This window comes from Actinophytocola sp., from assembly GCF_035634895.1.
Lineage (GTDB): Bacteria > Actinomycetota > Actinomycetes > Mycobacteriales > Pseudonocardiaceae > Actinophytocola.
This window is the reverse complement of sequence record NZ_DASQCC010000202.1, coordinates 59,596-72,242: the sequence shown is the minus strand read 5'-3', so window position 1 is coordinate 72,242 and position 12,647 is coordinate 59,596. Positions and strand designations below refer to the sequence as shown.

At 73.4% G+C, this 12,647-nt stretch carries 17 protein-coding genes; 6 read left to right on the top strand and 11 right to left on the bottom strand.

Translation table 11 applies throughout. The features are described 5' to 3' along the window. The first annotated feature begins 88 nt into the window (after nt 1–88). Together VET29_RS30615 and VET29_RS30610 are read left to right on the top strand one after the other, a co-directional pair. On the top strand, nt 89–835 hold the full coding sequence (locus VET29_RS30615) for a class I SAM-dependent methyltransferase (RefSeq protein ID WP_324926878.1): 747 nt from the start codon (nt 89–91) through the stop codon (nt 833–835). Beyond that, complete coding sequence (locus tag VET29_RS30610; protein WP_324926876.1) at nt 832–1,260, top strand: PaaI family thioesterase; 429 nt, start codon at nt 832–834, stop codon at nt 1,258–1,260. Before VET29_RS30615 ends, VET29_RS30610 begins: the two co-directional genes overlap by 4 nt. Here the strand turns inward: VET29_RS30610 and VET29_RS30605 are convergent. After that, the gene (locus VET29_RS30605) at nt 1,250–1,828 is read right to left on the bottom strand and encodes a TetR/AcrR family transcriptional regulator (RefSeq protein ID WP_324926874.1); all 579 of its coding nucleotides are present in this window, start codon (nt 1,826–1,828) and stop codon (nt 1,250–1,252) included. The two genes, VET29_RS30610 and VET29_RS30605, sit on opposite strands and share 11 nt — an antisense overlap. A 48-nt stretch (nt 1,829–1,876) precedes the next feature. Then, complete coding sequence (locus VET29_RS30600) at nt 1,877–2,476, bottom strand: hypothetical protein (RefSeq protein WP_324926872.1); 600 nt, start codon at nt 2,474–2,476, stop codon at nt 1,877–1,879. A gap of 55 nt (nt 2,477–2,531) precedes the next feature. On the opposite strand from VET29_RS30600, the gene VET29_RS30595 reads away from it, so the two are divergent. Next, the gene (locus tag VET29_RS30595; protein WP_324926870.1) at nt 2,532–3,461 is read left to right on the top strand and encodes a hypothetical protein; all 930 of its coding nucleotides are present in this window, start codon (nt 2,532–2,534) and stop codon (nt 3,459–3,461) included. 7 nt (nt 3,462–3,468) lie between these two features. Here the strand turns inward: VET29_RS30595 and VET29_RS30590 are convergent, their stop codons facing one another. After that, a complete protein-coding gene (locus VET29_RS30590) occupies nt 3,469–4,044 on the bottom strand; it encodes an XRE family transcriptional regulator (RefSeq protein ID WP_324926868.1) in 576 nt (191 codons plus the stop codon). A 77-nt stretch (nt 4,045–4,121) separates the two neighbouring features. On the opposite strand from VET29_RS30590, the gene VET29_RS30585 reads away from it, so the two are divergent. Continuing rightward, entirely contained in the window at nt 4,122–4,709 is a 588-nt protein-coding gene (locus VET29_RS30585; protein WP_324926866.1) for a class I SAM-dependent methyltransferase, read from the top strand. A 164-nt stretch (nt 4,710–4,873) separates the two neighbouring features. Here VET29_RS30585 and VET29_RS30580 read toward each other — a convergent pair whose 3' ends face one another. The 7 genes from VET29_RS30580 to VET29_RS30550 form a co-directional block, all read right to left on the bottom strand. Beyond that, nucleotides 4,874–5,287 (bottom strand): SRPBCC family protein, encoded by a 414-nt coding sequence (locus VET29_RS30580; RefSeq protein WP_324926864.1) that lies wholly within the window; start codon nt 5,285–5,287, stop codon nt 4,874–4,876. Between the two features lie 39 nt (nt 5,288–5,326). Then, nucleotides 5,327–6,307: a sensor histidine kinase gene (locus VET29_RS30575; RefSeq protein WP_324926862.1), complete on the bottom strand. Its 981-nt coding sequence runs from the start codon at nt 6,305–6,307 to the stop codon at nt 5,327–5,329. Further along, the gene (locus VET29_RS30570; protein WP_324926860.1) at nt 6,304–7,125 is read right to left on the bottom strand and encodes an MEDS domain-containing protein; all 822 of its coding nucleotides are present in this window, start codon (nt 7,123–7,125) and stop codon (nt 6,304–6,306) included. The genes VET29_RS30575 and VET29_RS30570 overlap by 4 nt, the downstream gene beginning before the upstream one ends. Nucleotides 7,126–7,153: 28 nt before the next feature. Continuing rightward, nucleotides 7,154–7,519 (bottom strand): STAS domain-containing protein, encoded by a 366-nt coding sequence (locus tag VET29_RS30565; RefSeq protein WP_324926858.1) that lies wholly within the window; start codon nt 7,517–7,519, stop codon nt 7,154–7,156. Further along, nucleotides 7,519–8,568, bottom strand: a complete 1,050-nt coding sequence (locus VET29_RS30560; protein ID WP_324926856.1) for a cobalamin B12-binding domain-containing protein — start codon at nt 8,566–8,568, stop codon at nt 7,519–7,521. The genes VET29_RS30565 and VET29_RS30560 overlap by 1 nt, the downstream gene beginning before the upstream one ends. After that, complete coding sequence (locus tag VET29_RS30555) at nt 8,565–10,154, bottom strand: SpoIIE family protein phosphatase (RefSeq protein WP_324926854.1); 1,590 nt, start codon at nt 10,152–10,154, stop codon at nt 8,565–8,567. Before VET29_RS30555 ends, VET29_RS30560 begins: the two co-directional genes overlap by 4 nt. Nucleotides 10,155–10,239: 85 nt before the next feature. After that, on the bottom strand, nt 10,240–10,704 hold the full coding sequence (locus tag VET29_RS30550; protein WP_324926852.1) for a MarR family winged helix-turn-helix transcriptional regulator: 465 nt from the start codon (nt 10,702–10,704) through the stop codon (nt 10,240–10,242). Nucleotides 10,705–10,779: 75 nt separating this feature from the next. Between VET29_RS30550 and VET29_RS30545 the strand changes: the two genes are divergently transcribed. Further along, nucleotides 10,780–11,571, top strand: coding sequence for an alpha/beta hydrolase (locus VET29_RS30545; protein ID WP_324926880.1), 792 nt, complete (start codon nt 10,780–10,782; stop codon nt 11,569–11,571). Continuing rightward, a complete protein-coding gene (locus VET29_RS30540; RefSeq protein ID WP_324926851.1) occupies nt 11,564–12,319 on the top strand; it encodes an MBL fold metallo-hydrolase in 756 nt (251 codons plus the stop codon). Before VET29_RS30545 ends, VET29_RS30540 begins: the two co-directional genes overlap by 8 nt. 33 nt (nt 12,320–12,352) lie before the next feature. On the opposite strand, the gene VET29_RS30535 is transcribed toward VET29_RS30540, so the two are convergent. Then, nucleotides 12,353–12,535: a hypothetical protein gene (locus VET29_RS30535; RefSeq protein ID WP_324926849.1), complete on the bottom strand. Its 183-nt coding sequence runs from the start codon at nt 12,533–12,535 to the stop codon at nt 12,353–12,355. Nucleotides 12,536–12,647 lie beyond the last annotated feature (112 nt).

The following is a 12,647-nucleotide window of genomic DNA, read 5'->3' as shown; positions in this document are numbered from 1 at the left end:
GTCGGGCAGCTCCTGTAGTCGCACGAAGCCCGGCCCGAGTTCCCGCGACTTCACCACGCCCGAGTTTTTGAGGCTATCCTCAAAAACCGTGCCGTCACCGACCGACCCGTACCGCACGTTCGGCCGTGGCTACGCCGAGGTGCGCCGTCCCGACCCGCGTATCGCTCGCCAGCTGCATGCCGCGCTCGCCGACGCCGCGACGGTGGTCAACGTGGGAGCGGGCACCGGCTCGTACGAGCCCGCCGGGCGCCGGGTGCTGGCCGTCGAGCCGTCCGTCACGATGGTGCGGCAGCGTGGTCCCGGCGCGGCGCCGGCCGTGCGGGCGGTGGCCGAGGACCTGCCCTGCGCCGACGGCCGGTTCGACGTCGCGCTGGCGCTGCTCACCGTGCACCACTGGCGCGACCCGGTCGCCGGCCTGACCGAACTGCGCCGGGTCGCCCGGCGGCAGGTCGTGCTCACCTGGGACGTCGAGGTCATGGCCCGCTACTGGCTGGTCGCCGACTACCTGCCCGAGATCACCGTCCGGGAACGGCGGCTGGCCACGGTGGACACCGTGCTGCGCGTGCTCGACGGCGCGGAGGTACGGGTCGTCGACGTGCCGTGGGACTGCACGGACGGCTTTCTCGCCGCGTACTGGCGACGGCCGGCCGCCTACCTCGACGATGGCGTGCGGGCCGGGATGTCCGGCGTCGCGGCGTTGCCGGCGTCCGTGGTGGGGCCGGCGATGGCTCGGCTGGCCGCGGACCTGCGTACCGGCGCGTGGCGGCGCCGGCACGGTGACCTGCTGGCCCGGGAGTCACTGGACGTCGGCTACCGGCTGGTGGTCGCGTCATGACGGACTTCCGGCCCACGGTCGAGCTCGGCAACGCCGTGCTGGCGGCGCAGCCGTTCAACGGGCAGGTGGGCGCGCGGTGCACGGTGTTGGAGCGGGGCGCGGCCACGCTGGAGATCGACATCAGGGATCTGCACCGGCAGCAGTACGGCGTGGTGCACGGCGGTGTCCTGGCATACGCGGCGGACAACGTGCTGACGTTCGCCGGTGGCAGCGTCCTCGGCCCGGACGTCATCACGGCCGGCTTCACGATCAGCTACCTGCGCGCGGCCCGGGACGGCGTGCTGCGGGCGGAAGCCGTGGTGGTGCATGCCGGTTCGCGGCAGGCCGTGTGCACGGCCGAGCTGCGTGTCCTCGGCCCGGACGGCGGTTCGGTGCTGTGCGCGGTGGCCCAGGGAACGATCGTCGCGACCAGGGTCAGGACATGATCAGCTTCGCGATCCGCCTGGTCAGCCGGGTGGCCGACGCCGGTGGGACGGTGCCGCGGGCCAGGTAGCGGCTGACGACGGCGATCGGCAGGTCGATCAGTGCCAGGAGAACCTCGTCGGCGTCGCGTCCGGTCCGGGTCCGCAGCGTTCGCGTCACTCGGGCGACCTCCCGGTCCCGCACGGCGGTGTTCTCGTCGAGCTCGGCGCGGGCCGCGGCCGGCCAGGTGTCGGGCGAGAACGCGCGGACGCCCGCGTGCAGGACGGCCGCCTCGCCCGCGTTGTCCCGGCACCAGTCCACGATCCACCCGCTCGCGCGTACCACGCCGTCGGCGCCGGGGTGCTCGTCGACGACCCGCAGCAGTCGCTGGTGGAACCGCCGCTCGGTGCGCAGCCACATCGCGGCGAGCAGCGCCGGGCGGCCCGGGAAGCGGTGGTAGACGGATCCACTGTGGACCCCGACCTCCCGTGCGACGGACGTCATCGTGACGGCACGGGCGCCGCCGGCCGCGAACAGCCGCACGGCGGCGTCGACGAAGTCGTCGGGGGAGTGCGCGGGAGGGCGCCCCATCACACTCCACGCGGGTAGCCGGTCATGACCGGCAGCGTATCGCCGCGCTCAGGCGAGTGCGCGGACCAGGGCGTGCAGCCAGTCGTCGTAGGCGCTGGTGGCGTGCACGCGCTCGGGAACGAGGAACGTGGCCTGGCCCGCCGAACGGATCTGCTCGTCGTGGACCGGCAGCACGACGATCCGCACCGAGAACGGCTCGGCGTCGTGGCCGAGTTCGGCCTCCACCGCCCGGACGACCATGCCTTCGCGCGCGCGGCTGTGTGCCGCCAGGAACGCCTTGACCCCGGCCCGCTTGCGGGCCGAGTACCACGACTGCGCCTCGCCCCACCGGGCACTCACGACGTCCCGCAGCGCCGGATGACCGGCGAGGCCCTCGAAGTCGGGCGGGCCGCACCGGGACAGCTCGGCCAGGTCCGGCGTCGCGGTTCGGGTCAGCAGGGTCCGCCACCACCAGAGCCACCCCTCGGCCAACCCGTCACCGGCGGGCAGGGACGGCTCGGGCGCCGGGTCGACGTCCGGCGGTCCGGTCACCGGCCCGCCGGCCGGCACCTCGATCCGTTCCGCGGCCCGGATCCACAGTGCGCACTCCAGCAACTGGTCCCACTGGTCGACGCTGATCGACCACGATGCCGTTCCCGCAGAGCGCATTCCGGAGATCCTCATGGTCACTGTGACAGCTGTCGTTCTGTTGTACGGTCTGGCCGTGCGCAAGCCCCTGACGATCATCGTCGCCACCGGACTGGTGCTGGCCGGCTGCTCGGACGACTCCACCGGCCAGAGCGGCCTGCTCGGCAGTGGTCTGCTCCTCGCCCTCGGCCGGGTCCACGCCACCGAACAGACTCGGGCGTCCGTCGAGTACGGCGAGCCCGCCGCCGTGAAAGCGCTGGTGGACAAGGTCAAGGGCAAGGACAACGCCAAGGATAAGCTCCGCTACCAGATGCTGCAGGGGGTCGGCTACAGCTCGATCGCCTCGTTCAGCGTGTCCCTCGAGGAGTCCCTGGGGCTGCGCCTCGACGGGTTCGACGGCGCGATCTTCGCCGGCAAGGCGCCGAAGCAGGCCACGGTCCTCTGGGGCGACTACGACGTCGACGCCGTGGAGGGGAAGCTGCGCGACCTGGACATCGACGGCGAGCCGGCCTACGGCGGCACCCGGTGGCGGTCCGCGGGCGACTACGAGATCGACCTCGGCGGGCCGTTCGCCGACACGGTGCCGCTGCAGCAGCTGAACGACATCGTGACCAGCGACGGGAGGTTCGCCTTCGCGCCGGCGAAGGAGGCCGTCGAGTGGGTGACCGAACCGGGCGACGAGACACTGGCCGGCGACGACGTGCTGGTCGGTCTCGCCAAATGCCTGGGGGATGTGGTCGCGGCCCAGCTCCAGGGCACCGGCGAGGCGGTCGGGGTGCGCGGGGACGGCACCCAGATCATCTGCCTGAAGGGTGACGTGGACCGGGTCTCCGACGTGCTGACGGGGAACATGCCCTCCGGGCGGCCGTGGCAGGACGTGCTGCCCGGCGCGGCGGCCGCCGAGGCCGAGGGGCTGGTGCGGGTCACCGTGCCACCCCCGGAAAGCGGCCCGGTCGGGCAGGTGCTCGCGGTGATGCGGAACGGCGACCTGGCCGGTCTCGGGTAGGCGCCGGTCACTCCGCCGGCCGCAGGTGCGCCCGTTCCCCGTCCTGGTCGAACATGGTCAGGATCTCGACCGGGCCCTCCGGTGCGCCGATGGAATGCGGGATCATGGTGGAGAACTCCGCCGCCTCACCCGGGCCGACGGTGAGCACTCGCTCGCCGAGGTGGAGCGTCACGGTGCCGCTGAGCACGGTGAACCACTCCCGCCCGGGGTGCACGGCCAGCTGCCCCGGGCCGGCGCGCCGTTCTGGCGTGATCCGCATCTTCGCCACCAGGCGGCCGCCGTGCTGGGCCGCGTCACGCGACAGGACCCACGTGGTCAGGCCGGCCTCCTGATGCCGTACCGGCCGGATGATCACGTCGGCGTCGTCGATCGGCTCCACGAGATGGTCGATGGTGGTGTCCAGCGCATGGGCGAGCGCGACGAGCTGGTCGAGGTCGATGCGCCGGTGACCCGTCTCGATCCGGCTCAGCGTCGACGGGCCGAGGTGGCACCGGGCGGCGAGCGAGTCCAGGCTCCACCCCCGCGCCTGGCGTAGCCCACGGATGCGCTGGCGCACGACATCGGACAGATCGACCTGGGACATGGCCGCGATGCTACGCGGGTTCTTGCCAATATCGCAAACCTGGTTGCCAAAATCGAAGATCGTCATACCGTGGAGCCATGAACACGGCTTTCGGCCCGCAATGGTGGGAGGACCACTACCAGGGCCACAGGACCGCACACGATGCCCCGAGCCCCCAGCTGGTGGCCGAGGTGACGGGTCTTCCCGCCGGAACGGCGCTCGACGCCGGCTGCGGGCGTGGCACGGACGCCATCTGGCTTGCCCGGCAAGGCTGGCGGGTGACGGCCGTCGACGTCTCACCGACCGCCATCGGCGATGCCAGGGACCTCGCGGCGGCACTCGACATCTCGTGGGTCGTCGCCGACCTGACGACGTGGGAGCCGCCGGAGCGGTACGACCTGGTGGTCAGCCAGTACGTGCATCCCACCGTGCCCTTCGGCGAGTTCGTCGCCCGGCTGGCCGAGGCCGTCGCCCCGGGCGGAACGCTGCTCGTCGTCGGCCACGACCATGCCGACGAGCACTCGGCGGCCCATGCACCCGAGCGGGCGTCGATCGGTGCCGACGCGGTCACCGGCGCCCTGCCCGCCGAGCGGTGGGACGTCGAGGTGGCGGAGTCGAGGACCCGCGCGCACGCACACGGCAGCATGGCGGACCTGGTCGTCCGCGCTCGTCGCGGACGTCCCTAGCTAGTGTCCCGCGCCGGGAATGCGGTGATTAGGTCGGTGGATCCGGGTTTCTGCTGGCAAGGCGCCGGTTCGTCCTCGTACTGGGTCGTACCTGGGCGAACCGGCAACGCCGCCAGCGGGAAGCTGGGCCGCCGAATTAGTTGCCTGATTTCCGGCGCGGGACACTAGCGGCCCCGCATGGCCTCGCCGGCCGCGGCGGCGGCCTGCGCCAGCGTGGCCACGGTCTGCTCCAGATCCTCCTGGACCTCGCCGCCTTCCACCGCACGGACGCTGTGCAGCGCCACGCTGATGCGGGACCGGCCGGGCTCGATCTCGTCGACCTGGAGCTCGCCGTAGTAGTCGCCCGCGCCCTCGGCGCCCCACGCGAGGCGGCGTGCGCACCTGTCGGGCCGCACCCAGGCCGAGCCCTCGATGTGGTGGCCGTGCACCTCGGCCTCGACGTGCACGGTTTCCCCGTCCCCGGGCTCGGCGCTGGTCATCCGCGGGACGAACCGCGGCATGTTCCGCGGGTCGGCCAGGTACGCGAACAGCACGTCCGCCGGAACGTCGGCGTCGGCGGCGTACGTGTAGGTCGTCATGACCCAGGGGTAGCCCGCGGCGAATGGTCGAACCGTTCGTCACGCCTCGCCGACGCGGTGGTACGGATCGCCGCTGATGAGTCGGAGGGTGAAGCCGTCCTCGTCGCGGGTCATGGCCACGTGGTCGCAGAGCTGGTGGGCCAGCCACAGGCCGAAGCCGCCGTTCGGGGCGTGGGCCGCGGCCTGCAGGCCGGCGAACGGGTCCTTCGGGCCCCGGCCGCGGTCGGTCACCGTGGTCACGATCCGGTCCGCACCCGCCCAGCACCGGACGGTGACGGGCGGGGTCCCGTGGGTCAGCCCGTTGGTCACCACCTCGGTGATCGCGAGCTGCAGGTCGCCGAGCTGCCGCCGGGAGAGGATGCCGCGCTCGTTGAGCCGCGCGATCGCCGCGCGCGTCTCGGCCGCGGCCGGGTCCTGCAGGTCGACGGCCGGCGGCGTCAGCTGCAGCGGGTCGAGCGCCACCGGGGTGTGCCGGCCGAGGAACTCGCCGGGCACGACGTAGTCGGCGTTCGGCGCGTGCTCGTCGCCGGGCCGGGCGGTGCGCGGGTGCGTGCGTGCGACGTCGGCCAGCACGTGCGCCGGCGTGACCCTCGTGTCGTACGCGCACATGCTCCACAGCGGGAACTCGTCGTAGGAGTGGTTGATGGCCGACTCGTACCGGGCCCACCAGTCCCACGTCGCGCCGAGCTCGGCCGGCGGCAGCTCGCCGATGATCCGGATCTGGCCGGCGCCGCCGGCCGTGTGGCCGGCGAGCATCTCGCGGTAGGAGCGGATGGCGGACGCGGGCCGGGCGTACATGTCCCCACCCGGGTGGAACTCCACCCTGCCCGCGACCTCCGGCGGCAGCTCCGCGCGGACCAGCTCCGCGTGCTGCTCGCCCAGCGCCACGATCGTCGGTTCACCTTCGGCCACCCCGCCGCTCAGGAACGGGACGACGACCGCCAGCAGCTCCGCGTCCGAGGCGTAGGTGAGTGCCTCGTGGTAGTACCCGACATGCCCGGCGGCGGCTCCCGTCCTCATGACGCCGCGTCGATCCGGACGTTGTCCCAGGCCAGCACCTGTGTCAGGCGGTGGGGGACATGCTGGTCGGTGCACAGCACCAGTGTCGCGCCGAGGGCCCTCGCGTGCTCGGCGAGCATCGCGAGGCTCCGCCGGTCGATGAAGGTCAGCTCGGTCGCGTCGAGCACGAGCTCGCCGCCGGTCGGCCGCAGCTCCGCCCGGTCGAGTGCGAGGGCGAGCAGCTCGGCGCTCGCCAGGTCCAGCTCGCCGCTGATGGCCGCCGCGCAGTCCAGCCTGCCGCTCGCGTGCAGCTGGAACGACGCCGCCTCCGTCGTCAGCGGGTGCATGGTCGCGAGCTGGGTCAGCAGGTCCGGCCCGAGGACCCGCCGGTCGTAGGCGCACATGGCCGAGAACGGGCTCCTGGCCATGAGCTGGTCGGCCTGGTGCTCGTACCGCGCGAAGGCGTCGAGCCGGGCCGGCGTGCGGACCATGGCGGTGACGTCCGTGGCGACACGCAACCCGGTGAACCCGGCCGCGAGCGCGTTCCGCGTGGCCGTCGCGTAGGTCTCGACCCGCTCGTTCGGTGCCACAGTGGCGTCGGCGGCGTACTGCGTGGCGACGGACACCAGCTGGACGGCACCTGGCCGGGCGCCCGTCAGCGCGTCGTGCACGCCGTCACCGGACTCACCCACGTACCAGACCCGATGCCCGAGCCCCAGTCCCGCGTCGAGGAACGCCAGGGCGGCGGTCCGGAACTCGGTGCGGTCGTCGAACCCGCAGCAGACATGATCGTGCGGGCCGAGGCGGCGCACGTCGGTCACCACACCGGACTGTCGCATCCCGTTCACTTTATCAGCCGGGCACCGCTCAGCCGGACGTCTCCTCGTCCGGGACGGCCGCGCAGTGGGCGGGGACCAGGTACTCCGCGGTGCCGGTGCGCTCCAGCAGGTGCGCCAGCGCCTGCCCGCGGTTGGCGACGTGGAGCGCGATCCCGAGCGAGTCGGTGCGGCGGCGGAGCATCAGCAGGACCGACAGCCCACGCGAGTCGCACAGCCCGACGTCCGCGCAGTCGACGTGCAGCTCACGCGCCGCCGGGTGGCCGGACAGGTCCTCGAGGATCGCCGCCAGCAGCAGGTCGGCGTTCTCGTTGACCAGGTTCCCGACGAGCCGGACACGGCTGACCGCGGCGGCCGGACTGTCCCAGGAGTAGGTCAACTGCGGAAGTGTGGGCATCAGTGGATCCGTTCGAGCTGGTCGATCCCGGCCGCGACGAGGCGGCCGGCTCTGGGGAAGTCACGCAGCCGCGCCGCGAGGAGGTCGAGCCCCGCGTGCAGCGCGTGGGGCGGGACGCCGCGTGCGGCGAGGATGCCCGCGGTCCAGGCCACGAACCCGGTGAACAGCTCCTCGTCGCCCACGTACAGGGCCGTGGCCAGGAAGTCGACGATGTGCGCGAGGTCCTGCGCCGTGTGCTGGCGTTCCTGCTCGCCGTAGTCGCGCATCGCGGGCACCCGCTCGGCGAGACCCGCGTACACCGCCGCGACGAGCGAGGTCGCCGAGCGCGCGACCATCGAGTACTCCTGGTCGGCGAGGTGGGGCAGGTCGTCGATCGGCTGGTGCGCGCCGACGGGCCGGGGGAGCGGCGCCGCGGCGAGCCGGTCGGCCGCGGCGCGGGCGTCCGGCGCCCACGCCTGCGCGCCGAGCAGTCGCGCGTAGCGGCCGTCCGCCCCGAACGCCGCGCCGCCGACGATCACCGGCACCCCCGCCGCCTGGCAGGCGGTGACGGTGGCGTGCGCGACGGGCAGGCGGGTCGGGATCGAGCTGGACAGCGCGACCGCCTCGGGCGCGGTGCGGTGCAGGTGCGCGACGAGGTGCGGCGCCGGGACCTGCGCGCCGAGGTAGTCGACCGTGAAACCACGCAGTGTCAACGTCTCCGCCAGCAGCCGGGCCGGCAGGGCGTGCCACTCACCGTCCACACAGGACACCGTGATCCGGCCGTGCCGGGCCGCCGGCCGGGGCGTGCGGGTGGCGAGTGCCGCGATGACGCGTTCGTTGATCGCGGTGGCGGCGTGCTCCTGTGCGACGGTGATGCGCGCGGCCGCCCACTCGACGCCGACCCGGCGCTGCACCGCCCCGACGACGTCGAGGAGCACGGACTCCGCGCTCACCCCCGCGTCGAGCGCGGCGAACGCGACGTCGCGGGCCGCGTACTCGTCGCACGCCAGCACGGCGTCCCACAGCAGCTCGGGGTACCGGGTCCCGGCGACCGCGCGGGTGGCGGTCACGACGTGTACCGCCCGCGTCCATGCCCCCCGACGGCGGTGAGGTGCTGCCCGCGGGAGGCCGTGATGGTGACCACCGCCATGTCGTCGTGCGGGCGGTCGCCCGCCCACTGCATCGCCAGCATGTGGATCCGCTCGGCGGTCGCCTCCGCGGGCAGGCCGGCGCACTCCGCCAGCGCCCCGCGCAGCCGCCGCTCCCCGAACATCTCGTTGCCGAGCGGGCCGCCGCGCACCTCGACGATCCCGTCGGTGTAGAGCAGGCACGTGTCCGCGGGGGCCAGCGTCACGGTCGCCGTCCGCGAGCGGATCGTGGGCAGGACGCCGACCAGCATGCCGCGCGTGTCGACCTCCTCGACCTCGCCGTTCGCGCGCACGACCAGCGGCGGCGGGTGCCCCGCCGCGGTCAGCCGCAGGAGTACGGCGGCGCCGTCGCGGACGGCCGAGGCCAGCACGAGCGTCGCGAACCTCGTGCTTGCCGGGGTCAGCAGCGCGTCGTTGAGCAGCCGCAGCAGCCGCTGGTGGTCGTCGGCCATCGGCAGCAGCGCACGCAGCGTGGTGCGGATCTTGCCGGTGAGCACGGCGGCCTCCAGGCCCTTGCCGCACACGTCGCCGAGGACGGCGAGGGTCTCGGCGCGCCCGTCGCCGGCGGGATGCACGTCGTAGAAGTCGCCGCCCACCCGGTCGGTGTCCAACGCGGCCCGGTACCGGCCGGCGAAGTCGACCCCACCGACCTCCCGCAGCGCGGGTGGCAGCAGGTCGCGCATCAGCACGTCGGTGATCAGGGCCTGCTGGGCGTAGGCGTGCGCGGCGGACAGGGCGCTCCCGGCCCGCGCGGCGAACAAGCGGGCGAACAGCTCCTCGTCGTCGCTGAACACCGCCTGCTGGGAGCGGCGCAGCAGCACCAGTGCGCCGGCGGGCACGCCGTGTCCCGGCAGCGGCGTCACCACCAGCGAGCCGACCTCGCCGAAGTCCGGCGGGCGCAGCCACTCCGGCGCGCCGGCCGGGTCGATCCACCGCGACGGCACCGGCGGGAACCCCCGCAGCGCCTCGCCGAGGCCCGGCACCTCGTCGGGGTTCGCGACCCGCTTGTCCCGCACGGGATGTCCGTCCCGCACGCACGACACCATCGGGAGCCAGCCCTGCCGCCCCGGCGCGATGACCAGCGCCGCGTCGGCGAGGTAGGTGGCCGCGAGCTGGGCGGTCATCTCCATGCAGCGGTCCGGGTTCAGCGACGCGAGCAGGGCGGACGACGCGGTCGCGAGGAAGTCGGTGCGCCGTCGTTCGAGGCGGAGCTCCTCCTCGGCGGTCGTGTCGACGAGCCACCACGCGACGTCGGCGCCGTGCCGCACCGGGTGTGCCACGATGCTCCGCTCGCCCAGCCGTCCGATCGCCGTCTCCGCGCCGCCGGCGAGGACCCGGTCGTGGGCGTCCCGCAGCCACGGGTCGGCGAGCACGGTGCCCACCGCCACGTCCGGCAGGAGGGCGCGGCCTGCGTCGTTGACGTCGGCGACGACCCCGTCGGTGTCCACGACCACGATCGCGACGGGCGCGGCCGGCCACCCCGGCCCGGCCTCGGCCTGGTTCGGCATCGTGCGTGTTTCACCGTGTGACACGTCCGCGGCCCGTCGGGGGCCGCCTCACCTCCACCCTGGTCATGGCGTGCTGCTCCGGACATCAAACAGCACCGCGCGGCGGCTCGTGTGACGAACCGGTCCCCAACGCGGTCGGGTCGGGGCCGAGGGCGGCGTCCAGCAGCTCGCCGAGCTGGCCGAGCTGGGCGTCCGACAGGGCGTGGAAGCTCGACTCGAGAACGACGTCCACGGCCGCCTGGCCGGCCGCACGCAGCCGGGCGCCCTCCTCGGTGAGCCGGTGCCGCACGGCCCTGCCGGGCCCGGGGACCCGCTCGATCAGGCCGCGGTCGGCCATCCGGGTGGCCAGTGAGCCGAAGGACTGGTCGGTCTGGAAGGTCAGCACGGCGAGGTCGTGCAGCGAGGCGTCCGGCCGCCGGTGCAGATGGCGCAGGGTGTCCCACTGCACGAGGGACAGGCCCAGGGGCGCCAGTGCGCGGCTCAGCGCGCGGTGATGGCGGTACTGCAGGCGCTTGACGGCCAGGGCGACGTCGGCCGGTCGGTGCTTCATGCGGCGATCGTAGCGGCTGAAGTCAGGTTGCTTATATCAGTATCCTTAGATAAGGTTCCTTATGTGAATGAGCTGATGACCCCTCCCGTCGCCGCCGGTTCCCTCCGGCCCACCCGTACCTACACGCTCGACAGCCCGGTGGAGCTGACTCTCCAGGACCGCGACCGCACCCGCCCGTTCCTGCTGCTGCACGGCGGTGGCGGCGTGGCGACGATGGCCGGTTTCGCCGACCTGCTCGCCGAGCGCACCCACACCCGGGTGCTGCTGCCCACCCACCCCGGCTTCGGCGGCACCCCGAAGGGCGAGGGGCTGACCGGCGTGGCGGCGCTGGCGCGGACGTACGTCACGCTGCTGGAGCGGCTCGACCTCACGGACGTGACCGTGGTCGGCAACTCCTTCGGGGGCTGGCTGGCCGCCGAGATCGCCCTGTGCCACAGCCCACGGGTCAGCGGCGCGGTGCTCGTCGACGCGGTCGGCATCGAGGTCGACGGCCACCCGATCACCGACGTCAGCGGCCTCTCGCCGGCGGAGCTGCGTGCCCACTCCTTCCACGACCCGAGCAAGGCGCCGGTGCCGCCGGGCGGCGCCCCCGGGCCGAGTCCGGACGTGCGGGCGCTGATCGGCTACACCGGACCGACCATGTCCGACCCGACGCTCGCCGAGCGGCTGCGCGGCGTCGACATCCCGGTCCACGTGGTGTGGGGCGAGAGCGACGGGATCGTCGATCCCGACTACGGCCGGGCGTACGCCGCCGCGATCCCGCTGTCGACTTTCACCCTGCTGCCCCGCACCGGCCACCTGCCGCAGGTCGAGACGCCCGAGGAGCTGCTGGGCGCGTTGCTCGACCTCGGGGGCCGGCATGCGTAGTCCGCTGACGGTGACCCGCATCGGTCACGCCTGCCAGCTGATCGAGATCGGCGGCCTCCGGGTGCTCACCGACCCGTGGTTCACCCAGACAGCGACCTACTACCCCGGCGAACCCGTCGCGTCGACCGCCGGGTCCCTGGGGCCGGTCGACGCGGTCGTGGTGAGCCACGAGCACTACGACCACTGTGACCTGGCGGCTCTCGTCACCGCGGGCTTCGACCTCGACACCCCGCTGATCGGGCCCGGCACCGTCGCGAACATCGCACGGGACAAGGGTTTCCGCGACATCCGCGTGATCGAGTCGTGGGCGGCGACGAGCGTCGGGGACCTCACGGTGACCGCGACCCCCGGCCGGCACGGCGTCCACGAGGTCACGTTCGTGATCCAGGCCTTCGGCCGCACGGTCTTCTTCGGCGGCGACTCGCTGCGGGTGCCGGAGCTGGACACCGTCCCGGCGCGGTTCGGCCCGGTCGACCTGGCGATCCTGCCGACCAACGGGTTGTGCGTCCGGACGATGAACCTGCGGCAGGTGGTCATGGACGCCGAGGAGGCGGCCGGGTTGACGGCCGTCCTGAACCCGACGCTGGCCGTGCCCCACCACTACGCCTTCCACAGCGGCCGGCTGGGCGACCGGATGATCACCAGGTCCGACCGGGACCCTCGTCGTTACCAGGACGCGGTCGCCCGGCTCGCCCCCGACATCGACGTGCGGCTGGTCCTGACCGGCACCCCGGTGACGGTCCCGTGAAGCGGGTTCGCCACCTCGTGGGTCTACGTGGGACTACGCGTCCCGGGCGCCGAACGTGCTCTGGTCCCGGTCGAGGTCCACCTTCGAGGTGAGCGACTCGTCGGCCAGCCGGGCTCGCAACGCGGCCGTCCGGCGGCGAGCCGCGCGAACGCGGCGACGCCGCGCGCCCGAGGTAGTACTGAAGCTTCCGCCCTCATGTAGACGATGCGTGTACATGGCTCCACCACCGATCCAACGAAGAGGCACTTTTCCGCTGGTCGACGGATACCCCGTGACCTGCAAGATCACTCACGTTCTCGGCGAATGTCCCAAGCGGGCGAGCGGTCTC

Coding starts and splice junctions, on each gene's coding strand:
- VET29_RS30610 (WP_324926876.1), top strand. CDS start 832: ATGACGGACTTCCGGCCCACGGTCGAGCTCGGCAACGCCGTGCTGGCG.
- VET29_RS30605 (WP_324926874.1), bottom strand. CDS start 1,828: ATGGGGCGCCCTCCCGCGCACTCCCCCGACGACTTCGTCGACGCCGCC.
- VET29_RS30600 (WP_324926872.1), bottom strand. CDS start 2,476: ATGCGCTCTGCGGGAACGGCATCGTGGTCGATCAGCGTCGACCAGTGG.
- VET29_RS30590 (WP_324926868.1), bottom strand. CDS start 4,044: ATGTCCCAGGTCGATCTGTCCGATGTCGTGCGCCAGCGCATCCGTGGG.
- VET29_RS30585 (WP_324926866.1), top strand. CDS start 4,122: ATGAACACGGCTTTCGGCCCGCAATGGTGGGAGGACCACTACCAGGGC.
- VET29_RS30580 (WP_324926864.1), bottom strand. CDS start 5,287: ATGACGACCTACACGTACGCCGCCGACGCCGACGTTCCGGCGGACGTG.
- VET29_RS30575 (WP_324926862.1), bottom strand. CDS start 6,307: ATGAGGACGGGAGCCGCCGCCGGGCATGTCGGGTACTACCACGAGGCA.
- VET29_RS30570 (WP_324926860.1), bottom strand. CDS start 7,125: ATGCGACAGTCCGGTGTGGTGACCGACGTGCGCCGCCTCGGCCCGCAC.
- VET29_RS30565 (WP_324926858.1), bottom strand. CDS start 7,519: ATGCCCACACTTCCGCAGTTGACCTACTCCTGGGACAGTCCGGCCGCC.
- VET29_RS30555 (WP_324926854.1), bottom strand. CDS start 10,154: ATGCCGAACCAGGCCGAGGCCGGGCCGGGGTGGCCGGCCGCGCCCGTC.
- VET29_RS30550 (WP_324926852.1), bottom strand. CDS start 10,704: ATGAAGCACCGACCGGCCGACGTCGCCCTGGCCGTCAAGCGCCTGCAG.
- VET29_RS30545 (WP_324926880.1), top strand. CDS start 10,780: ATGACCCCTCCCGTCGCCGCCGGTTCCCTCCGGCCCACCCGTACCTAC.
- VET29_RS30540 (WP_324926851.1), top strand. CDS start 11,564: ATGCGTAGTCCGCTGACGGTGACCCGCATCGGTCACGCCTGCCAGCTG.
- VET29_RS30535 (WP_324926849.1), bottom strand. CDS start 12,535: ATGTACACGCATCGTCTACATGAGGGCGGAAGCTTCAGTACTACCTCG.